The sequence below is a fragment of the Agrobacterium sp. CNPSo 2736 genome, from assembly GCF_004005385.1.
In the GTDB taxonomy this organism is placed as follows: Bacteria; Pseudomonadota; Alphaproteobacteria; order Rhizobiales; family Rhizobiaceae; genus Agrobacterium; species Agrobacterium leguminum.
The window spans coordinates 84,350-106,655 of the sequence record NZ_RZTX01000002.1; the positions used below are offsets into that span (position 1 = coordinate 84,350).

23 protein-coding genes and 1 tRNA gene are annotated in these 22,306 nt (G+C 60.1%); 11 read left to right on the forward strand and 13 right to left on the reverse strand.

Annotation, left to right across the window (positions count from 1 at the left end; genetic code table 11):
• Window positions 1–2: 2 nt before the first annotated feature.
• Complete coding sequence (locus EM858_RS04465) at window positions 3–1,397, reverse strand: cytochrome P450 (RefSeq protein ID WP_127755984.1); 1,395 nt, start codon at window positions 1,395–1,397, stop codon at window positions 3–5.
• Between the two features lie 110 nt (window positions 1,398–1,507).
• On the opposite strand from EM858_RS04465, the gene EM858_RS04470 reads away from it, so the two are divergent.
• Window positions 1,508–2,167 carry a TetR/AcrR family transcriptional regulator gene (locus tag EM858_RS04470; protein WP_127755985.1) on the forward strand — a complete coding sequence of 220 codons (660 nt, stop codon included), beginning with the start codon at window positions 1,508–1,510 and terminating at the stop codon, window positions 2,165–2,167.
• A gap of 97 nt (window positions 2,168–2,264) precedes the next feature.
• Here the strand turns inward: EM858_RS04470 and fdhA are convergent, their stop codons facing one another.
• The gene (fdhA, locus tag EM858_RS04475; RefSeq protein ID WP_059753224.1) at window positions 2,265–3,455 is read right to left on the reverse strand and encodes a formaldehyde dehydrogenase, glutathione-independent; all 1,191 of its coding nucleotides are present in this window, start codon (window positions 3,453–3,455) and stop codon (window positions 2,265–2,267) included.
• A 161-nt stretch (window positions 3,456–3,616) separates the two neighbouring features.
• Complete coding sequence (locus EM858_RS04480; RefSeq protein WP_127755986.1) at window positions 3,617–4,489, reverse strand: ATP-binding protein; 873 nt, start codon at window positions 4,487–4,489, stop codon at window positions 3,617–3,619.
• 206 nt (window positions 4,490–4,695) lie between these two features.
• On the opposite strand from EM858_RS04480, the gene yajC reads away from it, so the two are divergent.
• From yajC to EM858_RS04505, 5 genes are all read left to right on the forward strand, one after another.
• The gene (yajC, locus tag EM858_RS04485) at window positions 4,696–5,043 is read left to right on the forward strand and encodes a preprotein translocase subunit YajC (protein ID WP_003524964.1); all 348 of its coding nucleotides are present in this window, start codon (window positions 4,696–4,698) and stop codon (window positions 5,041–5,043) included.
• Window positions 5,044–5,123: 80 nt separating this feature from the next.
• Window positions 5,124–7,697 (forward strand): protein translocase subunit SecDF, encoded by a 2,574-nt coding sequence (secDF, locus tag EM858_RS04490; RefSeq protein WP_003524965.1) that lies wholly within the window; start codon window positions 5,124–5,126, stop codon window positions 7,695–7,697.
• The gene (locus EM858_RS04495) at window positions 7,697–8,089 is read left to right on the forward strand and encodes an Mth938-like domain-containing protein (RefSeq protein ID WP_003524967.1); all 393 of its coding nucleotides are present in this window, start codon (window positions 7,697–7,699) and stop codon (window positions 8,087–8,089) included. Before secDF ends, EM858_RS04495 begins: the two co-directional genes overlap by 1 nt.
• 23 nt (window positions 8,090–8,112) lie before the next feature.
• The gene (locus tag EM858_RS04500) at window positions 8,113–8,958 is read left to right on the forward strand and encodes a phytoene/squalene synthase family protein (RefSeq protein WP_127755987.1); all 846 of its coding nucleotides are present in this window, start codon (window positions 8,113–8,115) and stop codon (window positions 8,956–8,958) included.
• A gap of 144 nt (window positions 8,959–9,102) precedes the next feature.
• The gene (locus tag EM858_RS04505) at window positions 9,103–9,561 is read left to right on the forward strand and encodes a hypothetical protein (protein WP_127755988.1); all 459 of its coding nucleotides are present in this window, start codon (window positions 9,103–9,105) and stop codon (window positions 9,559–9,561) included.
• Between the two features lie 20 nt (window positions 9,562–9,581).
• Here the strand turns inward: EM858_RS04505 and EM858_RS04510 are convergent, their stop codons facing one another.
• From EM858_RS04510 to lipB, 3 genes are all read right to left on the reverse strand, one after another.
• A complete protein-coding gene (locus tag EM858_RS04510) occupies window positions 9,582–10,517 on the reverse strand; it encodes a DMT family transporter (protein WP_164865327.1) in 936 nt (311 codons plus the stop codon).
• 87 nt (window positions 10,518–10,604) lie between these two features.
• Complete coding sequence (locus tag EM858_RS04515) at window positions 10,605–11,672, reverse strand: NAD(P)-dependent alcohol dehydrogenase (protein ID WP_080816967.1); 1,068 nt, start codon at window positions 11,670–11,672, stop codon at window positions 10,605–10,607.
• 66 nt (window positions 11,673–11,738) lie between these two features.
• Window positions 11,739–12,470, reverse strand: coding sequence for a lipoyl(octanoyl) transferase LipB (lipB, locus tag EM858_RS04520; protein ID WP_120947647.1), 732 nt, complete (start codon window positions 12,468–12,470; stop codon window positions 11,739–11,741).
• A 189-nt stretch (window positions 12,471–12,659) separates the two neighbouring features.
• Here lipB and EM858_RS04525 point away from each other — a divergent pair.
• Window positions 12,660–12,744 (forward strand) — tRNA-Leu (locus EM858_RS04525).
• Between the two features lie 198 nt (window positions 12,745–12,942).
• On the opposite strand, the gene EM858_RS27070 is transcribed toward EM858_RS04525, so the two are convergent.
• Window positions 12,943–13,104 carry a hypothetical protein gene (locus EM858_RS27070; RefSeq protein ID WP_078053104.1) on the reverse strand — a complete coding sequence of 54 codons (162 nt, stop codon included), beginning with the start codon at window positions 13,102–13,104 and terminating at the stop codon, window positions 12,943–12,945.
• A gap of 303 nt (window positions 13,105–13,407) precedes the next feature.
• On the opposite strand from EM858_RS27070, the gene EM858_RS04530 reads away from it, so the two are divergent.
• On the forward strand, window positions 13,408–13,833 hold the full coding sequence (locus tag EM858_RS04530; protein ID WP_020813199.1) for a PAS domain-containing protein: 426 nt from the start codon (window positions 13,408–13,410) through the stop codon (window positions 13,831–13,833).
• A gap of 76 nt (window positions 13,834–13,909) precedes the next feature.
• Here the strand turns inward: EM858_RS04530 and EM858_RS04535 are convergent, their stop codons facing one another.
• Window positions 13,910–14,077, reverse strand: a complete 168-nt coding sequence (locus EM858_RS04535; protein WP_003502827.1) for a Thivi_2564 family membrane protein — start codon at window positions 14,075–14,077, stop codon at window positions 13,910–13,912.
• A gap of 111 nt (window positions 14,078–14,188) precedes the next feature.
• On the opposite strand from EM858_RS04535, the gene EM858_RS04540 reads away from it, so the two are divergent.
• Window positions 14,189–14,614, forward strand: a complete 426-nt coding sequence (locus EM858_RS04540) for an OsmC family protein (protein WP_127755989.1) — start codon at window positions 14,189–14,191, stop codon at window positions 14,612–14,614.
• 3 nt (window positions 14,615–14,617) lie between these two features.
• Here the strand turns inward: EM858_RS04540 and EM858_RS04545 are convergent, their stop codons facing one another.
• The 3 genes from EM858_RS04545 to EM858_RS04555 are packed head-to-tail and all read right to left on the reverse strand — an operon-like array spanning window position 14,618 to window position 17,732.
• Entirely contained in the window at window positions 14,618–15,112 is a 495-nt protein-coding gene (locus tag EM858_RS04545) for a peptide deformylase (RefSeq protein WP_127755990.1), read from the reverse strand.
• Window positions 15,113–15,129: 17 nt separating this feature from the next.
• Window positions 15,130–15,432, reverse strand: coding sequence for a hypothetical protein (locus EM858_RS04550; RefSeq protein ID WP_127755991.1), 303 nt, complete (start codon window positions 15,430–15,432; stop codon window positions 15,130–15,132).
• A complete protein-coding gene (locus tag EM858_RS04555) occupies window positions 15,432–17,732 on the reverse strand; it encodes an FdhF/YdeP family oxidoreductase (RefSeq protein ID WP_164865305.1) in 2,301 nt (766 codons plus the stop codon). Before EM858_RS04555 ends, EM858_RS04550 begins: the two co-directional genes overlap by 1 nt.
• 393 nt (window positions 17,733–18,125) lie before the next feature.
• On the opposite strand from EM858_RS04555, the gene mgtE reads away from it, so the two are divergent.
• Complete coding sequence (gene mgtE, locus EM858_RS04560) at window positions 18,126–19,553, forward strand: magnesium transporter (RefSeq protein ID WP_127755993.1); 1,428 nt, start codon at window positions 18,126–18,128, stop codon at window positions 19,551–19,553.
• A gap of 72 nt (window positions 19,554–19,625) precedes the next feature.
• Window positions 19,626–20,012 carry a MerR family DNA-binding transcriptional regulator gene (locus tag EM858_RS04565; protein ID WP_003524989.1) on the forward strand — a complete coding sequence of 129 codons (387 nt, stop codon included), beginning with the start codon at window positions 19,626–19,628 and terminating at the stop codon, window positions 20,010–20,012.
• 198 nt (window positions 20,013–20,210) lie between these two features.
• Here EM858_RS04565 and EM858_RS04570 read toward each other — a convergent pair whose 3' ends face one another.
• Both EM858_RS04570 and EM858_RS04575 read right to left on the reverse strand, forming a co-directional pair.
• A complete protein-coding gene (locus EM858_RS04570; protein ID WP_127755994.1) occupies window positions 20,211–21,176 on the reverse strand; it encodes a DUF1624 domain-containing protein in 966 nt (321 codons plus the stop codon).
• Between the two features lie 69 nt (window positions 21,177–21,245).
• Window positions 21,246–21,938 carry a DUF599 domain-containing protein gene (locus EM858_RS04575; RefSeq protein ID WP_127756178.1) on the reverse strand — a complete coding sequence of 231 codons (693 nt, stop codon included), beginning with the start codon at window positions 21,936–21,938 and terminating at the stop codon, window positions 21,246–21,248.
• Window positions 21,939–22,306 lie beyond the last annotated feature (368 nt).

Genomic DNA, 22,306 nt, shown 5'->3' on the forward strand with positions numbered 1-22,306 from the left:
GGTTAGGCCGCGGGCGATTTGTTTTTTCGGCTGCTGACCCGCATCATCAGGCGGTTTTCCGGACGCAAAGTGACCCGCATCAGCGGCTCGGTATTTGCCGGGCTTTTGTTCCTGAGGTGGTCGTTCTGCAAAAGCACGGCAAGGATTGCGACAGCCTCCATCATGGCAAAGGCATTGCCGATGCAGACGCGCGGGCCGGCACCGAAGGGCATGTAGGCATAGCGGTGGCGCGCCTTGACCTTTTCGGGCTCGAAGCGCGACGGGTCGAAGCGGTCGGGTTCTTCCCACAGTGTTGTGTGCCGGTGGACGGCGTAGATCGGTACATAAAGAACGGTGCCGGCGGGGATATCGTGTTCGCCGAGCCTGAAGTCCTGCAATGCCGTGCGTGTCACGACAGGGGCGGGGGGGTAAAGCCGCATCGCTTCCGAAAATACCTGTCTGGTATAGGTCAGGCGGGCGATATGTTCGGCCGCGACCGGTTCACCGGCGGTAACGGCCTCGATCTCATCGATGACCTTGCGCTCCACGTCGCTGTTTTGCGAGAGTAGATGGAAGGTCCAGGCAAGGCCGAGGGCCGTGGTTTCATGACCGGCGGTGATGAAGGTCAGGAGATTGTCGATGATTTCGGTGTCGCTCATCATGCGCCCGGTTTCCGGATCTTTCGCTTCGAGCAGCATGGAAACCAGATCGTTCCTCTCAATCGGATTTTGTCGCCTTTCGGAAATGACGGTTGCAAGGCTGGAGCGAAGATAATCCACCGCCGCGCGCGCCTTGCGCCGGCCCGGATGCGGAAGCCATTCCGGTGCGCCCAGCATGGCGAGTGCGAAGGTCCAGCCCGTGGGTTTCAGATAATCGGTGATGCTTTGCTCGACGCGCGCTATATCGATCCCATGGCCGCCGGACATCATGGTTTCGACGATGATGTCGAAGGTCGTCCGCATCATCTCATGGCCGATATCGATGTCGCCGGCAGGCGATGCGTGCCAGCGCTCTTGCGTGCGGCGCGCGGCGTCGATCATGACCGGCAGCAATTCCAGCAACTTCTCGTGCCGGAACGCTGCGGCGACGGATTGCCTTTGCCACTTCCAGTGATCGCCATCGGCCGTCAGAAGCCCCTGGCCGAGCGCGGGGCCGAGGGCGCGGCGCACATCTTCGCCCTTGCCGAGCAGATGGGCGTTCTTGACCAGCGCCTCATGGATAAGCGCGGGATCGGCAAGATGAACCCGCATGACGCCGCCGAGACGGGTAAAGACCGCCGGCTCGCTGAAAATTTCCGGCGGCAGAGCCTTCAGCGGATTGCGGATGAGCGACAGCGCGACGCGGGCTGTTGCGAATTTGGAGACGGGAGCGATTCCGGGCGTATCCGGGGAGGCGGTGCGAAGGTCGGTTCCGGTCATTTACAGGTCCTTTGTCCGCGTTGAACACTTACATTTCCTGTTAAGGTGTATACCTTATTGTGAGTATTTAAGGTGCATACCTTATATTTCAATGGTCGGGTTCGAAATCAATGAAGAAAAGCAGTACCGGGCGGACGGCGGCACGCCCCACACGCCAGAGAATTCTCGACGCCGCTCTCACTCTGTTTAACGAGCGCGGGCCCGACCACGTGACGACCGCCGAAATCGCAAGGGCGGTAGAGATCAATGAGGGCAATCTCTATTATCACTTCCGCACCAAGGAAGCGCTGGTTCTGGCGCTGTTTGCCCGGTTCGAGGCCGATGCGCTGGCAATTGTCGGAAAGATTGACGGGGCCGATGAGGGAGCGGCGGCAACCTATGCCGGTTTTCTGCGGCTCTGGTTTTCGCTGGTGTGGGACTATCGTTTCCTGTTTCGCGATCTGGTCGGTCTTGTCTCTTCCGCCCCGGCGCTGGTGGAGCCCGTGCGAACCATAAGCGCCGCGATGCGCCTTGCCGTCGGCGATATCGTCGCGCGCATGGAGAAAGCGGGCCTCGCCGCGATACCCGAGGAAGAGCGGCCTGCCGTTCTGACGAACCTCTGGATCGTCTCCACCTATTGGGCGTCCTATCTCAACCTTCAGGAGGGTATCACAGAGTTCGGTCCGCCGCAGCTGGACTGGGGATTGAAGCAGGTCTCAAGCCTGTTCAGACCCTATCTCTCCCCGGAAGCGAAAGCCGAGCTGGAAGCGCTGCTGGTAGGGGAGCCGTAAGCTTCACCTGACGGTGACAGGGCCGGAAAACAAGGGCGCCCGCGACGATATCCGTCGCGGGCGCTTTTACGATTATCAGCCATATGCCGTTGAAGTATCAGGCAGCCTTCAGCAGATCGCCATGCGGATCGAGGACGAACTTGGTGGCCGCGCCCTGATCGAAGCTTTCATAACCCTGCACCGCATCGTCGAGCGCGATGATCTTGGCGTTGACGATATCGGCAATCGGCAGGCGGTCGTGCAGGATCGCCTGCATGAGCTGGCGGTTATATTTCAGCACCGGCGTCTGGCCGGTGTGGAAGGATTGCGCCTTTGCCCAGCCGAGGCCGAAGCGCAGCGACAGGCTGCCCTGTTTCGCTGCCGCATCCACCGCGCCGGGGTCTTCGGTGACATAGAGGCCCGGAATGCCGATGGAGCCGGCGGCGCGGGTGATTTCCATCATCTGGTTGAGAACGATGGCCGGCTGTTCGCCGCCCGCATGGCCGCGCGCTTCGAAGCCAACGGCGTCGATGGCGCTATCCACCTCGTTGGTGCCGACGATTTCGGCGATCATGTCGCCCAGCCGGTCGCCCTTGGACAGATCGACGGGTTCGAAACCGACCCGGGCTGCGTGCGCAAGGCGATCCTTGTTGAAATCGCCGATCATGACGACCGCAGCACCCAGAATGCGGGCGGATGCGGCGGCGGCAAGGCCGACCGGGCCGGCGCCCGCGACATAGACCGTGGAGCCGACGCCGACGCCCGCCTTGACGGCGCCGTGGAAGCCGGTCGGCAGAATGTCGGACAGCATGGTGAGGTCGCGGATCTTCGACATCGCCTTGTCGCGGTCAGGGAACTTCAGCAGGTTGAAATCGGCATAGGGGATGGTGACATAACGTGCCTGTCCGCCGATCCAGCCGCCCATATCGACATAACCATAAGCGCCGCCCGCGCGGGACGGGTTCACCGTCAGGCAGACGCCGGTATCCTGCGACTTGCAGCAGCGGCAACGGCCGCAGGCGACGTTGAAGGGCACCGAGACGATATCGCCGATTTCCAGCATCTCGACATCGACGCCTTTTTCGATGACTTCACCGGTGATTTCATGGCCGAGGACGAGGCCCGGCATAGCCGTTGTGCGGCCGCGCACCATATGCTGGTCGGAGCCGCAGATATTGGTGGAAATCACCTTGAGAATGACGCCGTGCTCGATGCGGCGGCCATCCGGCGCCTCAAGCTTCGGGTCATCGATATCGCGAACCTCGACCTGACCCGGCCGCATGTAGACGACGCCTCTGTTCCTGCTCATATCCATCTCCTCCATGGTTTGAACACCGTACCTGTCCGCTCCTCCGCAGACAGGTGACTCCATGGGTGCAGCAAACCATGTGAGGGGAGATGTGGCGTTCGGGAATACGACACGCGGTGTGGTCGTAACGACACCGCGTTTCGCCCGATGTCACGGTGGCGTTATCTGTCGAGCGGTTTTCTGAGGCGGCCGGCGGCGTCCTGAATATATTGCCAGGCGACACGGCCCGAGCGGCCGCCGCGCGTGGTCGCCCATTCCAGCGCCTCGTGATGCAGCGTTTCGCGATCCAGACCCAGATCGAAATGCGCCGCATAGCTGTCGATCATCGTCAGATAATCTTCCTGGCCGCATTTGTGGAAACCGAGCCACAGGCCGAAACGGTCCGAGAGCGAAACCTTCTCCTCCACCGCTTCCGAAGGGTTGATGGCGGTGGACTGCTCGTTTTCCATCATGTGGCGCGGCAGAAGATGGCGGCGGTTGGAGGTCGCATAAAACAGCACATTGTCCGGCCGGCCCTCGATGCCTCCGTCGAGCGCCGCCTTCAGCGATTTATAGGCCGTATCGTCATGATCGAAGGAGAGGTCGTCGCAGAAGACGATGACGCGATGGCCGGAGGCTTTCAAAATGTCGAGCAAAGCGGGCAGGGTGTGGATGTCCTCGCGGTGCACTTCCACCAGTTTCAGCGAAACGCTGCTTGCCGCGCGCACATCTTCGTGAACGGCCTTGACCAGCGAGGATTTGCCCATGCCGCGCGCACCCCACAACAGCACGTTATTGGCGGCAAAACCTTCCGCGAAACGCAGCGTGTTTTCGTGGAGAATGTCGCGGACGTGGTCGACGCCACGGATGAGCTTCAGGGCGATGCGGTTGGGGCGGGGAACCGGCTGGATAAAGGAGTTGACTGGCGCCCAGACGAAACAATCGGCCGCATTCCAGTCGTTTACGGCGGGCGCCGGCCCGGCCAGACGTTCCACGGCGATGGTGAGCCGGCGCAGTTCTGAAAGAAGCAGGGAGGCCGTTTCTTCTCGAATCATGGTGTTTCTTCCGCTTGTCTGGTGTTCAAAACTCTGTTTTGCGCCCGGCCTAGCATGGCGTTTCAGGCCCATAAAGGTTAAGAGGTCCGGAATCGGTACGGCGTGGGCCCTGCATCTGTTGCAATCCCGGCGTTCCCCACTATATTCCGGCGGCTTGAAAGCTGGGGCGGCATCCAAGGTCGTGCCGTAATTCTGAGGAGTTTTATATGTTCATTAGTCAAGCTTTTGCCCAGGACGCAGCGGGCGGCGCATCGGCCTTCGGTTCCGGCCTTGAAATGCTTTTCCTGTTTGCGCCGCTCATGGTGGTCTGGTACTTTTTCCTTATCCGCCCGCAGCGCGCGCAGATGAAGAAGCGCCAGGAAACGCTGACCAATATTCGCCGTGGCGATCAGGTCGTTCTCGGCGGCGGCATCGTCGGCAAGGTGACCAAGGTCATCGATGACAATGAACTCGAAGTCGAAATCGCCGAAGGCGTGAAAATCCGCGCCGCCCGCGCCTACATTGCCGAAGTGCGTGTGAAGGGCGAAGTGGTCAAGACGGAAGCCGCTTCCTGATCCTGCCGGATTATCGAATGCCCGATTGCGAATTTTGACGGGTTGCGCGCAGCGCGACCCCAACCCTGACCGAGATCGAAATGCTTCATTTTTCCCGTTGGAAAACAGTCTTCATCTGGCTGCTTGTGCTGGCAAGCGTCTTCATCGCCTCTCCCAACCTGTTTACGGACAAACAGCTGGAGGGCATGCCTGCCTGGTACAAGGACAACAAGGTAACGCTCGGTCTCGACCTTCAGGGCGGTTCGCATATCATGCTCAAGATCGAGCGTTCCGACATCGTCAAGGAACGGCTTGAAACGATCGTGGGCGATGTGCGCACACAGCTTCGCGACGCCAATATCCGCTATTCGGGGCTTACCGGCAACGGCCAGCAGATTCAGGTCCGCATCAGCGATCCCGCTCAGGTGGAAGCTGCCAAGAATGCGCTTCGCGACCTGACGCAGCCGGTGTCCGCCGGCACGCTGGTCGGCGGCTCGATCACCGAAGTGACGATGAATGACGGCGGCGACAATCTGCTCAGGCTCAACCTGACGGATGAGGGCATCGATTACCGCCTGTCGTCGGCCGTTTCGCAGTCCATCGAAGTCGTGCGCCGCCGCGTTGACGAAGTCGGCACCACCGAGCCGCTCATCCAGCGTCAGGGTTCGGACCGCATCATCGTGCAGGTGCCCGGCCTTCAGGATCCGCAGCGCCTGAAATCGCTTCTGAATCAGACGGCAAAGCTCTCCTTCCGCATGGTCGATACGACGATGCCGGTACAGGAAGCGATGAACGGCCGTCCGCCCGCGACCTCCGAGGTTCTCTATTCGCAGGACGATCCGCCGGTTCCTTATCTGGTGGAACGCCGCGCGCTCGTTTCCGGCGACAATCTCGTCGACGCGCAGGCAAGCTTCAACCAGCAGACCAACGAACCCGTCGTCACCTTCCGCTTCGACAGCCGCGGCGCGCAGCGCTTCGCGCAGGCGACGCAGCAGAATGTCGGCAAGCCTTTCGCCATCGTGCTCGATAACCAGGTCATTTCCGCGCCTGTCATCCGCGAGCCGATCATCGGCGGTTCGGGACAGATTTCGGGTAACTTCTCGGTGCAGGGCGCGAACGATCTCGCGGTTCTGCTGCGCGCCGGCGCGTTGCCGGCCACGCTGACCGTGGTTGAAGAACGCACCGTCGGCCCGAGCCTCGGTAACGACTCCATCACCGCCGGCCTGACGGCCAGCGCCATCGGCGCCGTCGGCGTCCTCATCTTCATGTTCGTCTTTTACGGCTTCTTTGGCCTGCTGGCGAATATCGCCCTCATTGTCAACGTTATCATGCTGCTCGCTGTGTTGAGTGTGATCGGATCGACGCTGACCTTGCCGGGTATTGCCGGTATCGTCCTGACCATCGGCATGGCCGTGGATTCGAACGTTCTGATCTATGAGCGAATACGCGAGGAGGTGAAGAGCGGCAAACCGCTGATCCAGTCACTGGATAACGGCTTCACCCGCGCCTTTGCGACCATTATCGACGCCAACCTGACGACGCTGATCGTGGCAAGCGTGCTGTTCTACATGGGCACAGGCCCGGTGAAGGGCTTCGCGGTTACGCTGGCCGTCGGCATCATCACCACCGTCTTCACGGCCTATACGCTGACGGCGTGGATGTTCGGCTACTGGGTTCGCCGCAGCCGTCCGAAACACCTGCCGAAGGGTGTCCGCACCGCCATGTTCGACGGTCGCGACATTCCCTTCATGCGTTATCGCCGCGTGGTGTTCATGATCACCGGCGCCATCATGCTCGCCTGCGTCGGCGGCTTCGTGGCCAAGGGTCTGAACCTCGGCATCGATTTCCAGGGCGGTTCGGTCATCGAAGTGCGCGCCAAGCAGGGTGAAGCCGATCTCGCCGATATTCGCGATCGTCTGAACCAGCTCAATCTGGGTGAAATCCAGGCGCAGAATTTCGGTACGCCGCAGGATGTTCTCATCCGCATCCAGGCGCAGGACGGCGGCGAAAATGCCGAGCAGTCCGCCATCACCATGGTACGCGGCGAGCTTGAGGACAAATACGACTTCCGCCGCGTGGAAGTTGTGGGTCCTGCCGTTTCCGGCGACCTGACCGTTACCTCCACCATCGGCGTTATGCTCGCCATGGCGGCGATCATGGTCTACATCTGGGTTCGCTTCGAGTGGCAGTTTGCACTCGGCGCGGTCATCTCCATGGTGCACGACGTGGTCTTCACTATCGGCCTGTTCGTCTTCCTTGGGATAGAGTTCAATCTGACCAGTATCGCGGCGATCCTTACGATCATCGGATATTCGCTGAACGATACCGTGGTCATCTACGACCGTGTCCGTGAAAACCTCAGGCGATACAAGAAGATGCCGCTTTCCATGATCATCGACGTGTCGCTGAACCAGACTCTGTCGCGTACGATCCTTACCGGTCTGACCGTACTTCTGGCACTGCTGGCACTGTATCTCTTCGGTGGCGAGGTCATCCGTTCCTTCACCTTCGCCATGCTGTTCGGTGTCGGTATCGGCGTGTTCTCCTCGGTCTACATCGCCGCTCCTGTGCTGATCGCCTTCAAGCTGCGTCCTGACAGCAAGGATGCGGAAGATGAGAAGGACGACAAGAAAGAAAACAACACCGGCGCCATTGGCGGCAAGCCTGCCGTCTGATGGCCGGCGGGATTGAAATACGCCCGGCCCATTTTCCCGGCCGGGCGCCCATCGATGCCTATGGCAATGGCGGGTTCCGTTTTGCCGACATGTCGCATCGCGGTTCGCTTCTGCTCCTGCCTTCGGGCATCTATGGGTGGGAGCCTGTCGATGCGAAAGAACTGACGGTCGGACATTTCGAAAAGGTTCTGGCGGAAGCGCAGGATATCGAAGTGTTGCTGATCGGAACGGGCGACGGCATGCGGGTCCTGCCGAAGGAATTGCGCGCCGCCTTTAAGGAAGCGGGCATTTCGGTTGACCCGATGAGCACGGGCGCCGCCGTGCGCACCTATAATATCATGCTGTCGGAATCGCGCGCCGTGGCTGCGGCGCTGATTGCCGTCGAAGGCTGACAGGACGTTTCGCGCGGGGAACCATGGCACCCACAGAAAATCTCGACGTCTGCCTCGCGACGCTGCGCGATACCGATCGCGACCGCTATCTCGCCTGTCTTCTGTCGCCTGCCGAAAAGCGTAATGCGCTTGCCGCGCTATATGCCTTCAATGCCGAAATCGCCCGCATCCGCGATTCCGTGCGCGAAGCGCTGCCCGGCGAAGTGCGCATGCAATGGTGGCGCGATCTTCTCGACGGCAATCCGCATGGCGACAGCCAGGCCCACCCGGTGGCCGCAGCGCTTTTGACGACGATCGAGCACTATCGCCTGCCGCGCCCGGTTCTGGCCAATATGATCGAGGCGCGTATCTTCGATCTCTATGACGACCTGTTCGAGGATCGCAATGCGCTGGAAGGTTATGCCGGAGAGACCGCATCCGCATTGATCCAGCTTGCAAGCCTCGTGCTTTCCGCTGAAGACGCCGCATCCAGCGCCGAGGCGGCAGGGCACGCGGGCGTGGCGCAGGCCATGGCTGGCATGCTGCTGCTCATGCCGCTGCACCGGCGTCGCGGGCAGGTCTATATTCCCGCCGATATGCTGGCTGCGGCCGGGCTCGACCGCGAGACCTTTCTTGAAGGCCAGGACAGGCAGCGCATCGGCATCGCCATCGAAATTTTTGCGGCTCATGCGCTGGATCATATCGAGAAGGCGAGACGCGCGAAAATTTCGAAAAATGTCTTTGCGGCTTACCTTCCCGTTGCCCTGTCCGGCCCGGTCATCGCTGCCGCCCGAAAGGCGGGGAGCGGCGTATTCGACGGCGACCTGCAACTGTCGCAGCTTCGCCGGCAATGGCTGCTGGCGAAGGCTTCCTTCCTCAAGCGTTTCTGATTGTGCAGACCGCGCAGGCGGCGAAACGACGTCGATCCCGCAAAGCCACACTTCACACAAGCCTCGGTCTATATGAACCTGAACCGGGTTCGCATCGTTTCGATTCGCGAATCGTGATGTTTCGATGCTGAGGGAGCGCCCCGGATGAGTATTGCGATCTGGATTATCGTTTTCGTGCTGCTTTCGGTCTTCGCTGTTTACGCCTGGCGCATGACGCGGGCGACGGATGAGGATAACAGTCATGATGTGGGGCAGGCGATCATGGATTTCGCCCGCGCCTTTCCCAATGAGGCGATCAGAAGTCTGCATATGACGGCGGGTGGCGGCGCGGCCTTTGTGCGGCTGCACGACAACAAGGCCGGCTTCATGCGCAATATGGGATCGCATTATGTGTGCGTGATGATCGATCCCGAGCGCATCCGGGTTGAAAGTCTTGAGAGCGGCGACGGTTTCGTCGTCACTTTTTTCGACATGCCTAAATATAGCGGCTCATACCGGTTCAAATCAGCCGGAGAGGCGGCCGAGGTTTCCCTCTGGTTGCTCGGCAGTCTTGTGGAGGCGCAGGATCATCACGACGAAGGGCCGCTGCCCTCGAATGGTTGAGACGCGTCTGGTGTTGGCTGTCACTGTCCGTCAAGCGGCGGGGTCGCACCGGCCTGCTGGCGTTCGCGCCAGATGATGAACAGGCCGGATGCGACGATGATGAGGATGCCGAGCCATTTCGACGGCGTCGGGAAATCCGAAAACAGCGCATAACCGAGGATCGTCGCCGAGATGATCTCGAAATACTGGAACGGCGCTAGCAGAGAGAGCGGCGCCAGCCGGAAGGCCCTGACGATCAGCAGGTGCATGTAGCCGGATATCGATCCCAACAATATGAGAAGGGCAAGTGCGAAGCCGGATTGCGGAAGGGAAACGGTAAAATCCTTGTCGCCCAGCGCATCGCCGGCGAAGAGTGCGGCCCCCATGAACACGGTCCCCGCGATCCCAGACATTGTCTGCATGACCAGCGGGCTGTCGGCATCGCCGATGGCGCGATTCAGAAAAAGGTAAAGCGTATAAAGAAAGGCGCAGGCGACCGGCAGGAGCGATGTCCAGCCGAAGATTTCGAAACTTGGCTGAATGACGATTAAGGCACCGCCGAAGCCGACCGCAATCGCCGTCCAGCGCTTCCAGCCCACCTTGTCGCCAAGGAAGAGGGCCGACATCATCGTCAGCATGAAAGGTTCGACGAAATAGATCGCGAAGACATCGGCGAGCGGCATGTATTTGACGGCGGCGAAGAACATCAGGCTGGCCGAGGCGTGCAGGACGCCGCGCAGGCAGTTCATCCACGGTCGTTTGGCGCTGAACAGCGCCCTGGGCGACACCACCAGCAGCAGCGGCAGGGTGCAGAGCACCTGGAAAAAGAAGCGGTAGAAGGTTACCTGCGCCGGCGACATGCCGCCGCTCACCGCCATGTATTTGGCAATCGCATCCATGACCGGCAGCACCAGCATGCAACCCGCCATGATGGTCATGCCTTTGGCGATATCGTTGAAACCGGTCTGGCTGGTCATGGATTGGGGAGTCATGGGTCAGGCTGCGCTTTCGACCGAAAGGTCCAACGGGAGAGGGGACGCCCGCAAGATCGCCCCCTTCCGGGTTCAGGCGGCCTTCTCGCGCGGTAGGCTCTTCATATCAATGACGAAGCGATAACGCACATCGCTTTTTATCATGCGTTCATAAGCGTCGTTGATCTGATCGATATCGATCATCTCGATTTCGGCGGCGATGCCTTTTTCGGCGCAGAAATCCAGCATTTCCTGCGTCTCGGGAATGCCGCCGATCATCGAGCCGGCAAAGGTCTTGCGGCCGGGAATGAGGCTGAAGGCCATAACCGAGAGCGGCTTTTCCGGCGCGCCCACCTGCACCAGCGCGCCGTCACGTTTCAGCAGCGCCAGATAGGCGTTGATGTCATGATCGGCGGCCACGGCGTCGATGATGAGATCGAGGCTCGAAGCGGCGTTCTTCATCTGCTCGGCATCGCGCGAAACGATCACCTCGTGTGCGCCAAGCTTTTTCGCATCCTCGGCCTTGCCCGGCGACGTCGTGATCATAACCACCGTCGCGCCCATGGCGTTGGCGAGCTTGACGGCCATATGGCCAAGACCGCCGAGACCGACGACGCCGACACGCTTGCCGGGGCCGGCGTTCCAGTGACGCAGCGGCGAATAGGTGGTGATACCCGCGCAGAGCAGGGGTGCCGCCGCCGCCGGATCGAGGCCTTCGGGAATGTTGAGGACGTAACGGTCATCGACGACGACGTGGGCGGAATAACCGCCGAGCGTATGCGCGCCGCCGCCCATCGCTTTGTCGGGCGAATTATAGGTGCCGGTCATGCCGTTTTCGCAATATTGCTCCAGCCCCTCGGCGCAGCTTGCGCATTCCCGGCAGCTATCGACGATGCAGCCGACGCCGACGCGGTCGCCCGCCTTGAACCGGGTGACCTGTGAGCCCACCCGCCCGACGCGGCCGATGATTTCGTGGCCGGGAACGCAGGGATAGAGGGAGCCCGGCCATTCGCTGCGGGCCGTGTGGATATCGGAGTGGCAGACGCCACAGAATTCTATCTCGATTTCGACATCGCGCGGGCCGGGATCGCGACGCTTGATGGTCGCGAGCTTCATCGGCGAAGAGCCGTCATCGCAGGCATAGGCGGACGTTGTAAACATGGTCGTTCCTCCTCTTGTGGTGATCGATGCTGGAAACACCGGCCTGCGGCAAAGGTTGCGGTGGGATCAGCCGCTTGCGCCGGTTTCGGGCACTGCCTCGCCAAACACCTCCTCAAAGGCCTCGCGCAGCAGAACGTCGACGTCGCCGATCATAACCGGCAATCCAAGATCGACAAGGCTGGTGACGCCATAGGCGCTGATGCCGCAGGGAACGATGCCGGAAAAATGCGAGAGGTCTGGATCGACGTTGATCGAGAGCCCGTGGAAGCTCACCCATTTGCGCAGCCTGATGCCAAGTGCCGCGATCTTGTCCTCGGCCATGCCGCCATCGGGAAGCAGCGGTTTCTCCGGCCGCCGGACCCAGACGCCGACGCGGTCCTCGCGCCGCTCGCCACGCACATTCATCTTGTCGAGCGTGCGGATGATGACATCCTCCAGCGCCGCAACATAGGCGCGGACATCCTGCCGCCGCCGCTTCAGGTCGAGCATGACATAGACGACCCGCTGTCCCGGCCCGTGATAGGTATATTCGCCGCCACGACCCGTGGCGAAGACGGGGAAACGCTCCGGCTCTATAAGATCCGCGGCATCGGCGCTGGTGCCGGCGGTATAGAGCGGCGGATGTTCCAGAAGCCAGACGAGTTCGTCGGCCTCGCCATTTGCAATGGCCGCGACTTCACGCTCCATTTCCTCAATCGCCTGCTCATAGGGGACGAGGCCTTCCGAGATTCGCCAGCGAACGGGCGGCGATCCGGCGGCGGGCAGCATGTTTGTCTCGATATCGGTGCGTGTGAGCATGAAAAAGTCCTTTCCACAGCCTTCTCGCAAAATGGCGACAAGGCCGCAACCCCAGCATTTCCGGGCTTCCTGCATATAGGATGGTGCGGTGCGATTTTTAATTTCAAAAAACTGTCACGACGCTCTTGTGCACCGAAAATCCTTTTGCTACATGCACCCCCGTCGGCGCAAGTCGACGCCTACCACGATGCGGTCGTGGCGGAATTGGTAGACGCGCAGCGTTGAGGTCGCTGTGGGGCAACCCGTGGAAGTTCGAGTCTTCTCGACCGCACCAAAGAAACCCGCTTCGGCGGGTTTTTTCTTTTTTAGCCAGTCGTTTAGCTTGCCTTCTGTTTCCTGTCCCCGGTTCGTTGGACCGTATTGGATGTGTCCCAAGCCACGCCAATCTGCTTTTCCCCGCAGCCAGAGCGCCATGAATTAAGGGCGGCAAATTATCGACCTGCCGCCGTTCTAATTGAATGGACGAGGTGGATCAGCGTCGGTTGCGCTGGCCGTCACCGACACGGTAGGGGTCACCATCCATGACCTGATCCATCCGCCACTCGTTTCCACGATATGGACTATGCCACGTCTGGCACCCGGCCAGAAAGACGGTTGCGGTCAGCAATCCGAAAGTGAGGGCGGCTCGCACCATTATTGAACTCCTTCGACATCTCATCACAAGCCATGTAGGCGCAGCCAGGTGGTTTTGCGATGACTCTTTGAAATTTATCGTCCATTTCGGAACCCTGGAGCATGTCCGGTCAAAACGGAATCGTCGGAGGTGCGCTATCACTTTGTTTTTTTCGCATTTACGGACGTAAAACCGCTACGCACTTTTACTGGAAATGCTCTAGCTGGACTCGGTCATCATCAAATTTCGGTGGATATCGATGCACGCTGGAGTAGCCGTGCGGTTCCCCCCTACAAAAACGAGGGGTGGAATATTAGAGGTCCGATGTTAGCTTTTGTCAGGAAAATATGTCTGGGGGTTTTCGTGCTGGGGGACAAAACGGATTCAGACAATGCGCTTGGCTATTACATGTGGAGCATTTCCGACAACAGGCTGATCATGGATGCGGTCACTGCGGAATGCCACGGGTTTTCGGAGCCGGTTGCGTCGCGCGGGGTGACGATCGAGGAGATTCTCGAAAGAATCGATGTCGAGATGCGCGATCAGGTGGCGCAGGCGATTTTTGAGAGCATCACTACCGGTGTGTTTTTCGACCAGCGCTATAAGGTCAATCTGCCGGACGGGTCGGACCGGTGGATCGTGGCGAAGGGCAGGGCGATTTTTGATGCCGACAATACACCGTTTCTGGGCATTGGCAGCGTTCGTGATATTACCCTGAAAAAAACCTATCAGTTCGAGCCTCGGCAATAGAGAGAGGCCGGGTGAAAACCGCGCATAAAAAGAGGCGGCTTTCGCCGCCTTTTTTCGTCTGCACCGGGCGGGGACATCAGAAGACGGCGAGATATTTCAGCAGCGAAATAATGCCGATGATGATGACGATCACCTGTGCGATCTGTTTCGCACCGCCGCCGACCGGCAGTCGCGCGATAAGCCACAAGACGAGCACAATCACCAGGAAGGTGATCAGAATGCTGACGAGCGTAGATGTAACCATATGTCCCAGCTCCCTTTTCAATCAATACTCAACGGTCGTTCACCGTTGCGTGAGTAAAAGCGCGAGGCTAATTTTGGTTCCATCGGGTGAAATCGCGGCGCGAGGTCGGGCATGAATCAGTTCAGGGTTAAAAAGCGGCCGACGGGGGCTGTCGTCACTCTTGGCCGTCTTGGGCATCCCGATGTCGTCACTGCCACCGGAGGCGCCCTGACGGTGGTGACGGCGGCCTCGGAGCCGGGTTTCAATCCACTCGATCTTCTTTATTCGTCGCTTTCGGCCTGTCTGGCGCTCAGCGCCCGGATTGCGGCGAGCCGCATGGGCGTGCTCGACCGGTTCGAAAAGGTCGTGGTGCAAGTAGCAGGCGAAAAGGCTGAGGAGGAGCCGTCGCGGATCGTGCGTTTCGATGTCCGGATAGAGATAAAGGGGGATTTCGATGAGGCCACGCGCAGCGCCATCGCCCATATGGCCGAGGATATCTGCACCGTCAGCAACACGCTGAAGGGCGATGCGGAATTTGCGCTGTCGATTACCGGCTGACCATCAGGATTTCCGGGATTTTTCCCATTTTTTTACCAGCCGGTCGCGCTTGAGCTTCGAGAGGCGCTTCAGCCAGAAAATGCCGTCCAGCTGGTCGATCTCGTGCTGGATGCAGATGGCGTGAAATCCTTCGGCGGTCTGCCGGTGTTCGCCGCCGGCTATGTCCTGAAATCTCACCTCGATTTCGCAGGGCCGCTCCACCTCGTCGGTAAAGCCCGGCATGGAGACGCTGCCCTCCATATGGCGCATGGTCTGCGTGGATTGGCTGACGACTTCAGGATTGACGTAGGTGAGCACGGTTCCCGGTGTCAGTTCCAGCACGAAAACTCGCTGTTTTATGCCGATATGGGCGGCGGTGATGCCGACGCCGGGTGCGGCGCGCATCGTGTCGATCAGGTCCGTCACCAGCTCCTGCAATTGCCCGTCGAAAGCCGTGACCGGCGGACAGATTTCGGACAAGCCGGGATGGGGGTAGGGCAGGATCGGCCTGATTGCCAAGGAATGCTCCGTTCGTTTCAAATCCGCAGGGACGCCGCCGCAAGGGTCCGTCCTTCTTCGGTTGCCTCCAGAAAGCTGCGCTGGGTGCGGGCATCGCGTTTTGTCACCCGCACGAAACGTGGTGACAGGGCTGTGATTTCGCGCAGAATGAGGGCGTGCGCAAGCCCCAGCCGGTTGGCGATGCTGCGGCTGTCAGCGGCGATGTTCAGATAAACCGAAAGAAGGATCGCTGCGCCCGTGGCGGTCAGCGCCTGTGAGGCGCTTTCCTGAACCCGCTCCACCGCCGCCATGAAAGCCGCAGTGGATTGCTCCTCTTCCATCAGGAGGCATCCCGGCGCAGGCGAACGGAGACGAGCACCGATTTCGATGTCGGCGTGAAACTTTCTTCGCCATAGCTCGACAGCGGCACCAGCACGTTCAGCTCCGGATAATAACCGCCGACGCTGCCCTGCGGGATATTGTAGGGCACCAGCCGGAAATTCCGCGCAATACGTTCCACGCCGTCGCCATATTCGCCGATGACGTCGACGCGCTGGCGGGAATGGGCGCCGAGCGCTTCCATGTCCTTCGGGTTCATGAAGATGACGTGGCGCTCGCCATAGACGCCGCGATAACGGTCATCCATGCCGTAGATCGTGGTGTTGTATTGATCGTGGCTACGGAAGGTCTGCAATACGAACAGGTCATCGCGCGTGAGCGCCTGCTGGTGTTCGGTCTGTTCGGGCAAGGGGCCGCTATAGAAGGTGGCCTTTTTCGCCGGTGTGTTCCATTCCCGTTCGGCTGCCGCGTTGCGCAGATGAAAACCGCGCGGCACGCGGACGCGCTCGTTGAAATTATCGAAACCGGGAATGACCCGCTCGATCATGTCGCGGATGAGATCGTAATCATCGGCAAGCGCCTTCCAGTCGACATGGGCATTGCCAAGCGTCGCCTCGGCGATGCCGGCGACGATGGCGACTTCCGAACGCAGCTCATCCGAGGCCGGCGGGTTGATGCCGCCGGAACCGTGCACCATGCTCATGGAATCCTCCACCGTGACGATCTGCGAGCGGCCGGCCGAATTGCGGTCGATTTCCGTTCGGCCGAGACAGGGCAGCACGAAGGAGGTTTCGCCCGGCACCAGATGCGAATGGTTGAGCTTGGTGGCGATGTTGACGGTCAGCTTCTGCTTTTCGAAGGCCTTGACGATCAGCGGGCTGTCGGGCGTCGCCCGCATGAAATTACCGCCGAGCGCGATGAAAGTCTCCGCCTTGCCATCCAGCATGGCGGCGACTGCTTCGACGGTATTGTGGCCGGGCTTGCGCGGCATGGGGACGCCGAGTTCCTTTTCCAGCGCGTCGAGAAGTGCGGGCGGGGCTTTTTCGTCGATACCGACGGTGCGGTCGCCCTGCACGTTGGAATGGCCGCGCACCGGGCAAAGGCCGGCGCCGGGCCGGCCGACATTGCCGCGCAGCAGCATGAAGTTGGTGATCTCGCGAACGATGATGACGGAATGCTTGTGCTGGGTGACGCCCATGGCCCAGGTGGCGATAACGGAACCGGCATTCATGTAGATGCGGGCGGCTTCCTCGATCTCCGCGCGGGTGAGGCCGGACTGGTCGAGAATGCTTTCCCAGCTCGTCGCATCGACGGCGGCGCGATAGGCCTCGAACTCCGCCGCATGTTCGGCGATGAAGTCGTAATCGATGATGGCGGGTTCGCCCGCCGCCCTTGCGGCATCGTCGGCGGCGAAGACCGCCTTGCTCATGCCGCGCACGGCCGCCATGTCGCCGCCCTGGCGCGGCTGGTAATAATTGGTGGCGATGCGGGTGCTGCTGCCGGTAATCATCTCCACCTTGTCCTGCGGGTCGGCAAAGCGCTCCAGAGCCTTTTCGCGGATGGGGTTGAAGACGGCGATGCGGGCGCCGCGAAGGGCGGCGCGGCGCAGATCGCCCAGCATGCGGGGATGGTTGGTGCCGGGATTTTGCCCGATGACGAAAATGGCGTCCGTCTGCTCGAAATCCTCAAGCAGCACGGTGCCCTTACCGACGCCGATCGAAGCCTTCAGGCCGACGCCGCTCGCTTCGTGGCACATGTTGGAACAGTCGGGGAAATTGTTGGTGCCGTAAAGCCGGACCATCAGCTGATAGAGGAAGGCCGCCTCGTTGGAGGCGCGACCGGAGGTATAGAACTCCGCCCGGTCCGGACTGTCGAGACTGTTGAGGATACGGCCGATTTCGGCGAAGGCATCGTCCCAGGAGACGGGCAGATATCTGTCGCTCGCCCGGTCATAACGCATGGGGTGGGTGAGGCGGCCCTGTTTCTCCAGATCGTAGTCGGACCAGCCGCGCAGTTCCGAGAGGGTGCGGCTGGCGAAGAAATCCGGCGGCACCCGGGCTTCCGTCGCCTCCCATGACACCGCCTTGACGCCGTTTTCGCAGAACTCGAAAGAGGAGCCATGTTCCGGGTCGCCCCAGGCGCAGCCCGGGCAGTCGAATCCATCCGGCTGGTTGGTCTTCAAAAGCGTGCGGGCGCCGGAAATCGGGGCGCCGGATTCGAGAAGGCGTTTGCCGACGCTTTTGAGTGCGCCCCAGCCGCCTGCGGCGGTCGATGCCTTGCCAATGAAGTCCGTCTTGCTCATGGTCCTGATTCCCGGAATCTGTCTTCTCGTGCCCGCCTGTCGGCGTTTGCCGTTTGTCAAATGCCTATCCAGAAGCGCCGTTCCACGCTGCCTGTCAATGTCTTAATTGTGCATTGCGGCGAAACCTTTGTTCGCCCGTTCGACATTTGAAACGGGAACGGCGTAAAGGGGGTGGGCGTTGTCGCAAAACAAGCTGCAAAGCTTGGCTAAACATGCCTAAAGCCGCTGGCCGTGGCAGAGCCTGCGAACAGGAAGAGGAATGTTGAATGGATTTTTCGCCGCAGCCGGAGAGCTTGTTTATTTGCCGCTATCCGGTTGTTGACAATAAACCTTTTAACGCCATTCTGCCTGCGCATCCGTGCACTGCGGCATTTGAATACAAGGGGACGCCAGATGACAGACCGTGACGACGATCCTGTCGCGCCCGAGGACATGAAGCCAACGGAAGCGCCCTCCGATATTTATGCAGAAGACGGGTCCGTCCGCTCGGATTTTCTGACGATGGTGGGTGCGGCGATCGCTGACCGCGATCTGCTTTTCCTGCGCAAGAATGTGGCGCGGCTGCACGAATCCGAACTCGGCGACCTGCTGGAATCCATCCTGCCTGAACAGCGCCATGCGCTGGTGCGCCTTCTCGGTTCCGACTTCGACATGACGGCGCTGACCGAGGTGGATGAGGGCATCCGTCTCGATATCGTTGACCAGATGTCGAACGAGCAGATCGCCGCCGGTATCGGCGAGCTGGATTCGGACGACGCCGTCTATATTCTCGAGGACCTCGACGACGAGGACCGCGAGGATATTCTCTCGCAACTGCCGTTCACCGAACGTGTGCGGCTGATGCGGGCTCTGGATTATCCGGAAAGCTCGGCCGGCCGCCGCATGCAGACGGAATTCGTGGCCGTGCCGCCGTTCTGGACCGTGGGACAGACCATCGATTATCTGCGCGAGGAGGAGGAACTTCCGGAATCTTTCTCGCAGATATTCGTCATCGATCCCACCTTCAAGCTTGTCGGCGCGCTCGATCTCGACAAGGTGCTGCGCGCCAAGCGTCAGGTGAAGATCGAAACGATCATGCACGAGACCAACCACTCCATTCCGGCCGAGATGGACCAGGAAGAGGCTGCGCAGCTTTTCGAGCAATATGACCTTCTCTCCGCCGCCGTGGTCGACGACAACGGCCGACTGGTGGGCGTGCTGACCATCGATGACGTGGTGGACGTCATTCAGGAAGAGGCCGAAGAGGATCTGCTGCGCCTTGGCGGTGTCGGTGATGAAGAACTGTCTGACTCGATTGCCAGCACGTCGCGTTCACGCGTGCCCTGGCTTGCGGTCAATCTCTTCACCGCCTTTCTCTCCGCTTCCGTCATCAGCCTGTTCGATGCGACGATCCAGCAGATCGTCGCGCTGGCGATCCTGATGCCGGCTGTGGCCGGTATGGGCGGCAACGCCGGATCGCAGACCATGACGGTGTCGGTGCGCGCACTCGCCACCAAAAGCCTCGATATTCACAACGCCGCGCGCATCATCCGGCGCGAGGCGGGCGTGGGTATCCTGAACGGCATGCTGTTCGGCTGCGCTATCGGCGTTGTTGCCGGTGTCTGGTTTCAGGATATCCATATCGGCGGCATCATCGCCACGGCCATGTGTCTCAACATGCTGGCGGCGGCGCTGGCGGGCATTCTCATTCCGCTGGTTCTCGACAAGTTCGGGGCGGACCCGGCGGTCTCTTCGGCGGTCTTCGTCACGGCGGTCACCGATATTGTCGGCTTTTTCGCCTTTCTGGGGATTGCGACCTGGTGGTACGGTATTTCCGGGTAGGGTCAGGCGGGCGAAAATTGACTTTTACGTGAAGGTCAAATAATATCATCCGGTTATGAATCGGATAGGCCCTTGGACAAGTATTATAGCATAACCGAACTGACACGCGAATTCGGTGTTTCCACCCGTACCTTGAGATTTTACGAGGACGAGGGGCTGATTCACCCTGAGCGTCGCGGGCGCACACGGCTTTTCAGGGCTGCGGACCGACGCCTCATTCAGGAAATCCTGCGTGGCCGCCGTATCGGTTTCACGATCTCCGAAATTCGCGAAATCATCCACGTCTACAAGGAACCGCCGGGCGAATCGGGCCAATTGGTGCTTCTGATGAAGAAGGTCGATGAAAAGCGCGCCGAGCTTCGGCAAAAACGCAAGGACATCGAAGAGACACTGGCGGAACTCGACAATGTCGAAGAAGCCTGTCTGACGCGGCTTGCCGAAATCGGCGTTGGGACGTGAACGAAATTTCGGGCGATATTCGCGCTGGGTCATCGTTTAAGAATTAATATGTCTCCTCCGTCATCCTCGGGCTTGTCCCGAGGATCTGCTACGGTTCAATTTTGGAAACAGGGATAGATCCTCGGGACAAGCCCGAGGATGACGCCGAGTGCAGATGGGAACGCTCGAAAACGTTGGCTCGATTTGGCCCACTCGTACCTACTGCGCCTCAACCGTGCACTGCTGCGCCACCTCGCTGACCTTCGTCTGCTGATCGGCGCTGAGCTTGCCTTCCATCATCGTGTCGAACAGGTTTTCCGCCTGTAGCTTCTCCAGCGTGCAGCCGCAGAAACGCTGGCACAGTTCCAGCCCGTTCGCCTGCTCGACGCAGCTCTTTTCACAGCTCGATTTGTAAAGCTCGACCTGATCGACAGGCGGGGGCGGGGCGATGAGCGACAGGGTGTAAACGAGACCGATCAACACCGGCTGGTGGATGAGGTAGAAGGCAAGGCTGTGACGGCCGGCGCCTGCGATCAGGTTGCGAGGCGAACTCGGGCTTCGAAAACGATCCAGCCAGTCGCGCGGCGTGACGAATTGCGAGACCGCAAGTCCGGCAAGGAAGGGCGCAAGCCAGGGCAGCAGCGGCACATAATCGTTCGAGCGGGGCGGCATGGTGGAAAAACCGATCCAGGCCAGCCATTTTGCGTTGAACAGTTCGGATTGCAGATAGTGCGGCAGGATGAAAGCGACCACTGCAAAAAGCAGCGTCACGGCCGCGGGGGCTCGCAGGAACAGCAGCCCGACAAGGCTTGCGGCGGCGATATTGTGCAATATGCCGAAGAATATGAAGCTGTCCGGAAAGGCAAAATAGGTGGCGACGGTAATGAGCAGCGCCGCGCCGGCCACCATGGCAAAACGCTTGCCGAAAGACGGCCAGTTCACGCCCTTGCCATGGGCGAGAAAGAGGCTGAAACCGGCCAGAAACAGGAACGAGCTGGCGATGCCGCGCGCATAGAGCTTCCACAGGCCGGTCGTCGCCGTGCCGGGTTCGAGATAGCCGAAATATTCCAGATTCCATGTGAAGTGGTAGGACGCCATGGCGATGAGGGCCAGCCCGCGCAGGGTGTCGAGACCGCCTATGCGGCCTTTGCGGCGGTTTTCGTTTGCGGCTGTGTTCGTGTCCATGGTTTCCGTTTTTCAAGCTTTCGGGGAGGCCGGTATCACGCTGGGCTTGGCCCTTGAAGTGCGGCTATTTCAAGGCCTGTTTTCTTCCATGATGGCGCGTCGCGCTTCGGAAAAGAACTGGCGGCGTAACAGCGCCACGATGATGATGACCGTGCTGGCAATGAAGACATAAGGGCTGATGAACCAGCCGAGATAACCGATGGACAGAAAGATGGTCCGCAGCCCGTCATTGAAGTTCTTAGCAGCGATGATGTTCATCTTTATGACGTTTTCGGCCGCCCGCTCCGCCGCCTGACGATCGGCGCCGACATCGTGGACCATGGGAATGGCGCCGAACAGGATCGTGCAATAGTTGAACAGGCGGTAGGACCAGCCGAACTTGAAGAAGGAATAACCGAAAAGACAGGTGAGCCCGATGACCTTCAGTTCGAAAGCCGTGCGCCCGGCATAATGCACGAAAGGCATGTCGCGAAACACCGATTCGACCTGTTCGGTCGCGCCCAGCAGGGCGAAACATCCGCCGATGGCGAAGATGGAGGTGGAGGCGAAGAAGGCCGTGCCGTTCTGCAGGCCGGCCATGATCTGCGTGTCGATCATCTTCAGGTCGCGCTTCAGCGAATTCATGATCCAGTCACGCCGGCGCTCGGCCATGGCCTGATTGAGGCTGGCTCTCGAAAACAGCCTCGTCCCCGTCGTGACATGGGTATAGACGGCCCATAACAGGATGAAAACGACGATCGAGATATAGTCCATGACGGTCATCACGGGCAGGGCACCTTGCTGTTTGCGAATCTTTGAAAGCATATTGATTTGAAGGCCATGGCAAGGCAATGGCGGCGGCTGCCGTCAGTCCATATTCTCCTTTGGCGTTGCGGTTTCATCATTCGGTTTTTCGCTAACTTTCCGGTAACCAAGTCGCTTTATCAATCCAGTCGCGGACGACAGGTCTGCCGGTTCCGGGTTAAGGTTTTGCGTCCCGGTTCCGCCTGATTTTTGGCCAACGGCAGGGACCGATTGACAGGATGGCCGTTCGCACCTAGCCTTTCATCAGGACCGGTGTTTTCGGTATCCGGAGTCGCCAAGGCTGATATGCCCCGCATCCTGCGGGCAGGTCCTGTTTTCTCCGGTCC